The following is an 8,909-nucleotide window of genomic DNA, read 5'->3' as shown; positions in this document are numbered from 1 at the left end:
GTCAGAATACGTCAATGTACCGAACCAAGCAAGGATGTACAAGATATTTATCACGCACTTTCTCTGTCTGATACTCCTATACGGAGACAGAAATTTGTAGTACACCCAGAGGATGTCTCAAAAAAAACATATACAGAAAATCAGAATATTAATTCAACTTAGATGGCAATGTGGGTTAATACCTGTAGTTTATCAAATGCTTACCGACAAACAAGATGGGGGTGTATATTCACAACACCATCAAGGATTTCATTCCGGATGTGATTGTCGTTGATGGTGAACCGTTAATCCTACAGTCCATTAAGGTTTCTCATCCAAACACAAAAGTCGTGGCATTGCTTAATCCGACAGATGTGGATAATCCAAGCAATGACAAAGAAGCAATGGATTTCTTCAACGCATTGTATTCATTAAGCGATTTGGCAATAGTCCACGGATTGAGGATTATTGAAAGAGATAGAAGATACAACAATTTCATTTCCATCAATACGATTATTCGTCAGGAAATCATGGCAATTAAGAATATTCCAACAAATAATATTTATTGTATTTTGGGAGGCGGAACTGTGAATGTCGGACAGCAATTTGAAGATTCCACACTAAGGATAGGCGAACTTTGCCAGAAGATGGCACTTCTTTTGCCGAAATATAATATGCATATAATTTGTTCAAGTCAAAACATTTTTAGTGTGCTGAATGATAATCAATATTATGCCAATGTGCAACTCCACGAAGATATTATCTCTGCCGAAAAATATTACCATGATGCCTGTCTCGTAATTACAAGATCCGGTCGTAATACATTGAGCGAACTCGCATATTTAGGAATACCCGCAATATCATTTGTCTCGGGTTGTGCATACAGAAGAGTTGAACAAACTAATAATATCAATGATTTGAGGACACCGGCTATAATGTCGGCTTCCCTTGATATTACACCAAGTTTTTTTGCCGAATGTTGCCATAAAATGATTGGAACAAAGGCTGATAATATTCTGCAATACGGAAACGATGAAGCAATAAAACATATTCTACGGTTATGAAACTAATCCATATCAGCGATATACATCTCACAGAAAATGGTCACCAAATATGGGAGGTAAATACTCTTGAACATTTTTGTAGTGCTATCCAAAAGATTAAAAGTTTAGATAGTGTTGATGGTATTATAGTAAGCGGTGATTTGTCAGATGATGGAAGCAGATGGTCTTATGAGTACATAGATCGAGCTTTTGCGGAAATTGGGATTCCAACATTTTGCTGTCCGGGTAACCATGATAATTTAAACACTTTCTTTGGAGGGTATGAACCACGATTTTATAAGATCCCAGAACTTGTTGAAATTGGTGATTGGAGTTTCATTTTGCTAAATTCCGCTGTCACTGGCATGTCTCGAGGATATTTCAACATAGAAAAACTGAAAGGACTTTTGGAACGAAGTCATGGAAATACCACTGTTGTTCTTCATCATCCACCAATTGAACAGGAGGGATGGCTTAACCGAAAGTTACTGGAGAATCGTGATGAGTTTAATGATATAATACTCCATACAGAGAATGTTAGGTTGGTTTTATACGGACACACTCACTACCATACTAATAGTATTATAAATGGAGTAGTATATAGTTCTGCTCCATCTACAGGTTTTGCCTTTAATCCTAATTCGCAGAAATTTAAGATAGTCAGTGGTGAGGAGGGATTTAATATTATAGAAATAAAGAATGACGATATAATGATAGCAAAAGTTAATTTACAATCGTTATGAACATTAATAAGAAGAAAGTACTGTATAAATTTATCGATTTGCAACGTGCAAGTTCATTCCTAATGGAAAAGCAACTCGTCAGGCTGGCTGATAGTATGGTTAATAAGATTAGCTCAATAGATGATGCCAATATTGACAATTCCACTAGCAGATTACAAATATTCAATGATGAAGAATCTTGTCTAATTAACGAGTATTTCATGAAAGGGACTATAACAGTCGTCGATGATTGCGTTGCAAGACTTCCACCTTGGTTATGGCTGATAATCAAGCCCGTATTTATTGACGTTGAAGATTTAAGAAAAGACATAATAGAATATGGCATTCACTCAAAAGAAGAACTATGCAATTTTTACAAATCGAATGCATCGGAAAATAAATACGGTAAGGATAAATCGTCTTTGTATTTGTATTTTGCCACGAATCAGGATGGTAGCAATTTCCCTATTAAATACCGTATATTTCCTAATGAATATAGTCCGATTTTTAACAAACTGAATGGAGCATTAATCCAAGGAAACTTCCATAATCACTCCCTATATAGTGACGGGATGTACAGTATGGAAGAACTTAAGGACTTTGCCATGAAAGCTAATCGGAGCTATATAGGTATTTCAGATCATTCACACTATGTAGGAGGTGTTAGTTCTGAACAATTGACTCGTCAAGCCCATGAAATAGACCTTTTAAACCGTAAAGGTGGTTCCTTTCTCTTAAAAGGCATCGAATGTGAAATTCTTAAGGACGGTTCATTAGACATGGATGCATTTACACTTTCTATCCTAGACTATGTTATAGTTGCATGCCACAGGCATGAATTAATGACTAAAAAGGAAGCTACAGACCGAATAATCAGAGCTGTTGAAAATGAGCATTCTAATATATTGGCTCATCCTCTAGCTCGGATATATCAAAAGAAAGTAGGCATGTATCTGGATATTCATAAGGTAATTGATGCTTGTATTGCTAATAACGTAGCTATTGAAATAAACGGAGATCCTGATAGGCTTGATTTACCTCCGGAGTATATTAGATATGCCATTAATCATGGTGCCATGTTCACAATTGATTCAGATACTCATAAGGGTCAGAGTTTCAAGAATATCAATAACGCTATAAGAATTGGTGAAGATTACTTAATACCATCTGAACAGATTCTAAATACCAAACTACTGAATGAATTAGAACGTTTTTTTAAGAAATAGTGACTTTGGCATATCAATCATGAAAGTAAACAAAGATAAAATCCGATTTATAGTAGATATCGTTGACCATTGTAACTTGAATTGTAAAGGATGTGGTCACTTTTCTCCATTAGCCTCAAATTCATTCTTAGATGCTGAAACGTTTGAAAAAGATTTATGCCGATTGAGTGAACTATTGCATGGAGAAATACATTGCTTTGAACTTATGGGTGGAGAAGCATTGCTACATCCCCAACTAGAGGAATTCATAAAAATTACAGCAAAGTATGTATCTGGAGAGAAGAATCTTTGTACGAATGGAATTCTACTTGCAAAACTCCCGGACAAAATCTATAGACTATGTGCAGAAACTGGTACAACAATCTGTATAACCATGTATCCTATTGATATAGATTGGACTGAAATAAATAGAAAGGCGAATCTATATGGAACTATGCTTTATAAAATCAAGTCTGTTGGTGAATCTGAGAAAAAATGGTTTAAAAATCCAAGAGATAAGAATGGTCATCAGAATGTAGAAGAAAACTTCAATATGTGTTTCTGGAAAGCGCGATGCATTGTATTGGAACGAGGTCGTCTCTCGTCTTGTGTAGTTCCATTTAAAGCAAAATTCTTTCAAAAATATTTTAAATCAAATATATTTGATACAACAGAACAAAACTCCATCGATATCTATAAAGCTAAAAACATAGATGAAATTGTCGAATTTTTGAATAAACCGATGCCTTGTTGTAAATACTGCCTCCCCAACAAGGAAGTACAGATTGAGTGGGGTATATCGAAAAGAGAGATTAGTGAATGGATTTAGATATATTGTATGCAAGCTATTATGAATAAAATACTAGTAACCGGTGGAGCTGGATTTATAGGTTCCAATCTTTGTGAATATTTGATAAATGTAGGATATGGTGTTGTATGTTTAGACAACTTCTCTACGGGACACATGAGAAATATTCAGCACCTAATTGAAAATTATCCTGATAGATTCACGCTAATAGAAGGAGATATAAGAAACTTTGAAACATGCCTAAAGGCTGTAGCTGGTGTAGATGTAATTCTCCATGAGGCAGCATTAGGAAGTATACCAAGAAGCATAAATGACCCAATAACGACAAATGATGTTAATATTGGTGGATTTCTAAATATGTTAGTGGTTGCTCGAGACTGTAATATAAGAAGATTCATATTCGCAGCCAGTAGTTCCACTTATGGTGATAATACTGATTTGCCCAAAAAAGAAGATAATATCGGGAAGCCTCTATCACCATATGCATTGACAAAATATGTAGATGAATTGTACGCTGACGTATTCGCCAAGACCTACGGAATAGAATATATAGGATTACGATACTTCAATGTGTTTGGGAGAAGGCAAGACCCCAACAGTATGTATGCTGCTGTAATACCGTTGTTCATAAAGCAATATATGAATCACAAGCGACCTAAAATAAATGGTGATGGACTGAATACGAGGGATTTTACCTATATTGACAATGTTCTCCACATGAATATGCTTGCGATAAAGACAACAAATATTCAAGCGGTAAACCAAATTTATAATACGGCAGGTGGAGAGCGGACAAGTATCAATAAGTTAGCCAATGACATAAAATCATGTTTGGCTCAATACGATTCTTCAATCTCTTATATAAATCCAATTCATGGAGAATACAGACTTGGTGACATTCCCCATTCTTTTGCTTGTATAGACAAAGCAAAGCAGTTATTGGATTATTCTCCATTGGTTTCTTTCCAAGAAGGATTAAAGGAGACCATCGAATGGTATGTAAACAACCAAAAGCCGTCACCTAATCAAGAATGTTAATATATGACAGGACTCAAGCGAATAATCTCCTACGCAAATGATAACACCTCACGCCGGAGTGCAAATATTTCGACTGCCTGTGTTAAACTTACGTCTTGATTATTAGTTTTATTATCGGAATATTATGTAAATTGGATGATTCTGCCTATTTTTGTAGTCAAGAAAAGCGTTATTTGAAAAAGCAAGATTGAGAAAACCAATGAAATCAGCAAGTTGGCAAATCGTAACCTCTGAATAAATAGAAACGCTGTAACCTGCTATTTATCAAAGGGAAGCAGAATGAAGAGAACTTTTCAGGTAAAGAAGCTGAAGTAATAATTTGGATTGTCAGAAAAGCGCGTGACGAGCATAAGCAGGCAATAGAATGGTTAAATCAGCATACAGATGACAAGTTTGAGTTTTTCTTAATAGAAATAGAATTGTGGAAAATCAATGATTCAGAACCTGCACCTAAGTTCAATATTGTAGAACGACCTAATACTTGGGCAAAGGCAATGAAAAAGACAGCAGCTCTTTCAGAAACAGAAAACTTGAAATTGGCATTTTGGGAAAAGTTCAACAACGAAGCTCCAAAATACTCTGCCTTTATAAGGGAATTTAAGCTGCGTAAACCACAAGCTCAGCATTGGTATGACCTTGGTTTAGGATCTTCAGCATACCATCTTTGTATGACATTAAATACTAAAAATAATTGTTTGTCAGCAGGATTGTATGTTAATGAGGACAAGGATATCATTACCCGATTTAAGTCAAATGAAGAATTGGTATCTAAAATTTTAGGGATTATAAATCCGAATGAAATAGAATGGCGACTAGATGGCAATAAAAAGGCGAGTCGTTTCCTTATTCTTCATCCTATGGGGGATGTGAATGATAAAGATAATTGGGATAATGGATGTGCATGGCTTTGTGATATGTGTGTAAAAATTAAGCAAGTAGTAAAAGAAATACTAAAATAATATGAGCGAAGAATTACAGCAGAAACTCCGTGATCAACTTTGGGAGGTCGCAAACCGTTTGCGTGGCAATATGTCGGCAAGCGACTTTATGTATTTTACATTAGGTTTCATCTTCTATAAATACTTGTCGGAGAAAATAGAAAAGTATGCCAACAATGCCTTGGTGGATGATGAAATAACCTTTAAGGAATTGTGGGAAATGGATGATGCCGATGCGGTGGAGCTACAGGAGGAAGCACAAAACCAATGCTTGGAGAATATCGGCTATTTCATAGAACCGAAATTCTTGTTTTCGTTCGTAATAGAATCTATCAAGCGTAAAGAAAATATCTTACCTATGCTTGAACGTTCATTGAAGCGTATTGAAGATAGTACGCTGGGACAGGATAGCGAGGAAGATTTTGGCGGATTGTTTTCGGACATCGACTTGGCTTCACCTAAATTGGGCAAGACAGCCGACGATAAAAATACGCTCGTTAGTAATGTACTTCTTGCATTGGACGATATAGATTTTGGTGTAGAGGCGTCGCAGGAGATTGATATTTTGGGTGATGCTTACGAATATATGATTTCGCAATTTGCCGCAGGAGCCGGAAAAAAGGCTGGAGAGTTTTATACTCCACAGGAAGTCAGCCGTATCTTGGCTGAGATTGTTTCCATCGGACACCAGCGTTTACGCAATGTCTATGACCCTACTTGTGGTAGTGGTTCGTTGCTTCTTCGTGCTGCCAATATCGGAAATGCAGTTGATATTTACGGACAGGAAAAGAATCCTACAACTTATAACCTTGCCCGAATGAATATGTTGCTTCATGGCATCAGATTCAGTAACTTCAAGATTGAAAATGGTGATACGCTTGAATGGGATGCGTTTGGTGACACTCAGTTTGATGCAGTGGTTGCAAATCCTCCGTTCTCTGCTGAGTGGAGTGCTGCCGATAAATTCAATACTGATGATCGTTTCAGCAAAGCAGGAAGGCTTGCTCCACGTAAGACTGCCGATTATGCTTTTATCCTGCACATGATTTATCACTTGAACGAAGGTGGTACGATGGCTTGTGTTGCTCCGCATGGTGTACTATTCCGAGGAAATGCGGAGGGAGTTATCCGTCGTTTCCTTATAGAAAAGAAAAACTATGTGGATGCCATTATAGGATTACCTGCGAATATTTTCTATGGCACGAGTATTCCGACTTGTATCCTTGTTTTTAAGAAGTGCCGTAAAGAAGATGACAATATCCTGTTTATAGATGCAAGCAAAGAGTTTGAAAAGGTAAAGACCCAGAACAAGCTCCGCGAGCAGCATATCCAAAAGATTGTCGAGACCTATCGTGACCGCAAGGAAATAGAAAAGTATAGTCACCTTGCCTCTCTTCAAGAGATAGCCGAGAATGATTACAATCTGAATATTCCTCGTTATGTTGATACTTTTGAAGAGGAAGAACCTATTGATATTAAGGCTGTGATGGCAGAAATAAAGGAATTGGAAGCCAAACGTGCTGAACTTGATAAGGAGATTGAGGTGTACCTGAAAGAATTAGGCATTGTAGAATAGTTCAGAAAAGTAATAGCAATGGGTGAAAATGATAACATACCTCAGATGACACCTTCATTTGAGAATATATGCCGCAAGGATGAAAACGGGAACGAATACTGGAGTTCCCGTGACCTTTGTGGTGCAATGGGCTATTCTGCTTATTGGAAATTCCAAAGGGTCATAGATAAAGCCATCAAAGTAGCCGGAGAAAAAGGAATGAATGTGGACGAGCATTTCAACCAAGCGGTTGATATGGTCAAGATAGGAAATGGTTCATTCCGCAAGGTAAACATATTCCGCCTTTCTCGTATGGCATGTATGATTATTGCGGAAAATGCTGATGGCAAAAAGTTGCTTGTTCAACAGGCACGAGACTTTTTCTCGCAATCTGTCTCAATGGCAGAACTTATGCATAATTCGCTAAGCTCTAATATATTATTGTATAAAACAGCCCAAGGAGAAGCACGGGTAGAAGTCATTTTCAACAGCGAAACATTCTGGATGTCACAAAAAAGAATGGCGGACTTGTTTGGGGTCGATGTCAGAACCATTAATTATCATCTCGGACAAATTTACGAAACAGGAGAACTTTCCAAAGAGGCAACTATCCGAAAAATTGGGATAGTTCAAACAGAAGGAGACCGGGAAGTGGAGCGTATGCCGCTATTCTACAACCTCGATGCTATTATAGCGGTGGGGTATAGAGTAAATAGCTATCAAGCTACTCAATTCCGCATTTGGGCAACTTCAGTGCTGAAAGAGTTTATCATTAAAGGATATGCCCTTGATGACGAGAGGCTGAAACAGGGCAAACATTTCGGAAAGGACTATTTTGACGATTTGCTTGAGCGTATTCGTGAGATACGCACCTCAGAGCGCAGATATTACCAAAAGATAACTGACATTTATGCAGAATGTAGTGCGGATTACGACCCGAAATCAGAAGATACAAAGTTATTCTTCAAGATGGTACAGAATATGATGCACCTTGCCGTTACCCATCATACAGCTGCGGAAATCATCTATCAACGGGCTGATTCAGAGCAACCTTATATGGGGCTTACCACATGGAAGAAAGCTCCTGACGGAAGAGTGCAAAAGTCTGATACCATCGTCGCAAAAAATTACCTGTCAGATTCTGAATTGTCCCAGCTGAATCTTATCACAACAGCCTTTTTGGATATGGCAGAATCACGTGCTGCACGTCATGTCGTTTCAACTATGGATGATTGGAAAAAGTTCCTTCAACAATATCTTGCAACGATGGATTACGAGCCGTGCGATACAGCAGGAAAAGTGACACAAGAGGAAGCAAGAGATAAGGCTTATAGAGAATACGAAAAATATAAACTGATTCAAGATAAATCATACATATCTGATTTTGACCGTTTTAACAATGGTAATGATGAAGCTCCATTGCTCCCATTTGACTTGAATCCTACAAAATAATGACAACTATGGCAATAGATAATAAAGATAAAAAAGTCCTTAATGTTCCCCCTTTGAGATTTCCGGAGTTTACGGAGGAGTGGGAAATGGTATCACTCCAAGATATAGCTACTATAAATCCAAAATCAAACTCACTCCTGAATACTTTTATTTATATAGACTTGGAAGC

Annotated in this window: 8 protein-coding genes and 1 pseudogene; all 9 read left to right on the top strand. The window is 37.3% G+C overall.

All coding sequences use genetic code 11. From position 1 onward, the window contains the following. Positions 1-215 precede the first annotated feature (215 nt). Positions 216-1,043 (top strand): glycosyltransferase, encoded by an 828-nt coding sequence (locus G7Y39_RS12690; protein WP_241160056.1) that lies wholly within the window; start codon positions 216-218, stop codon positions 1,041-1,043. Further along, the gene (locus tag G7Y39_RS12685; protein WP_165157813.1) at positions 1,040-1,765 is read left to right on the top strand and encodes a metallophosphoesterase; all 726 of its coding nucleotides are present in this window, start codon (positions 1,040-1,042) and stop codon (positions 1,763-1,765) included. The genes G7Y39_RS12690 and G7Y39_RS12685 overlap by 4 nt, the downstream gene beginning before the upstream one ends. Next, on the top strand, positions 1,762-2,970 hold the full coding sequence (locus G7Y39_RS12680; RefSeq protein WP_165157812.1) for a PHP domain-containing protein: 1,209 nt from the start codon (positions 1,762-1,764) through the stop codon (positions 2,968-2,970). The genes G7Y39_RS12685 and G7Y39_RS12680 overlap by 4 nt, the downstream gene beginning before the upstream one ends. Before the next feature lie 19 nt (positions 2,971-2,989). Beyond that, the gene (locus G7Y39_RS12675) at positions 2,990-3,778 is read left to right on the top strand and encodes a 4Fe-4S cluster-binding domain-containing protein (protein ID WP_165157811.1); all 789 of its coding nucleotides are present in this window, start codon (positions 2,990-2,992) and stop codon (positions 3,776-3,778) included. A gap of 21 nt (positions 3,779-3,799) precedes the next feature. After that, on the top strand, positions 3,800-4,795 hold the full coding sequence (locus G7Y39_RS12670) for an SDR family oxidoreductase (RefSeq protein WP_165157810.1): 996 nt from the start codon (positions 3,800-3,802) through the stop codon (positions 4,793-4,795). Between the two features lie 419 nt (positions 4,796-5,214). Further along, entirely contained in the window at positions 5,215-5,754 is a 540-nt protein-coding gene (locus tag G7Y39_RS12665; RefSeq protein ID WP_241160055.1) for a DUF4268 domain-containing protein, read from the top strand. A gap of 1 nt (position 5,755) precedes the next feature. Further along, entirely contained in the window at positions 5,756-7,309 is a 1,554-nt protein-coding gene (locus tag G7Y39_RS12660) for a type I restriction-modification system subunit M (RefSeq protein WP_165157809.1), read from the top strand. 18 nt (positions 7,310-7,327) lie between these two features. Further along, entirely contained in the window at positions 7,328-8,740 is a 1,413-nt protein-coding gene (gene rhuM / locus G7Y39_RS12655) for a RhuM family protein (protein WP_165157808.1), read from the top strand. An 8-nt stretch (positions 8,741-8,748) separates the two neighbouring features. Then, a pseudogene (locus G7Y39_RS13745) lies at positions 8,749-8,909 on the top strand (restriction endonuclease subunit S); the annotation flags it as partial.

The organism is Parabacteroides sp. ZJ-118 (assembly GCF_011038785.1).
Lineage (GTDB): Bacteria > Bacteroidota > Bacteroidia > Bacteroidales > Tannerellaceae > Parabacteroides.
Note: the sequence above shows the minus strand (reverse complement) of the source record. Positions and strands in the feature narration are given on the sequence as shown.

What these genes read in the sequence shown, in the direction of transcription:
- G7Y39_RS12690 (WP_241160056.1), top strand. Translation starts at nt 216, where the DNA reads ATGGGGGTGTATATTCACAACACCATCAAGGATTTCATTCCGGATGTG.
- G7Y39_RS12685 (WP_165157813.1), top strand. Translation starts at nt 1,040, where the DNA reads ATGAAACTAATCCATATCAGCGATATACATCTCACAGAAAATGGTCAC.
- G7Y39_RS12680 (WP_165157812.1), top strand. Translation starts at nt 1,762, where the DNA reads ATGAACATTAATAAGAAGAAAGTACTGTATAAATTTATCGATTTGCAA.
- G7Y39_RS12675 (WP_165157811.1), top strand. Translation starts at nt 2,990, where the DNA reads ATGAAAGTAAACAAAGATAAAATCCGATTTATAGTAGATATCGTTGAC.
- G7Y39_RS12670 (WP_165157810.1), top strand. Translation starts at nt 3,800, where the DNA reads ATGAATAAAATACTAGTAACCGGTGGAGCTGGATTTATAGGTTCCAAT.
- G7Y39_RS12660 (WP_165157809.1), top strand. Translation starts at nt 5,756, where the DNA reads ATGAGCGAAGAATTACAGCAGAAACTCCGTGATCAACTTTGGGAGGTC.
- rhuM (WP_165157808.1), top strand. Translation starts at nt 7,328, where the DNA reads ATGGGTGAAAATGATAACATACCTCAGATGACACCTTCATTTGAGAAT.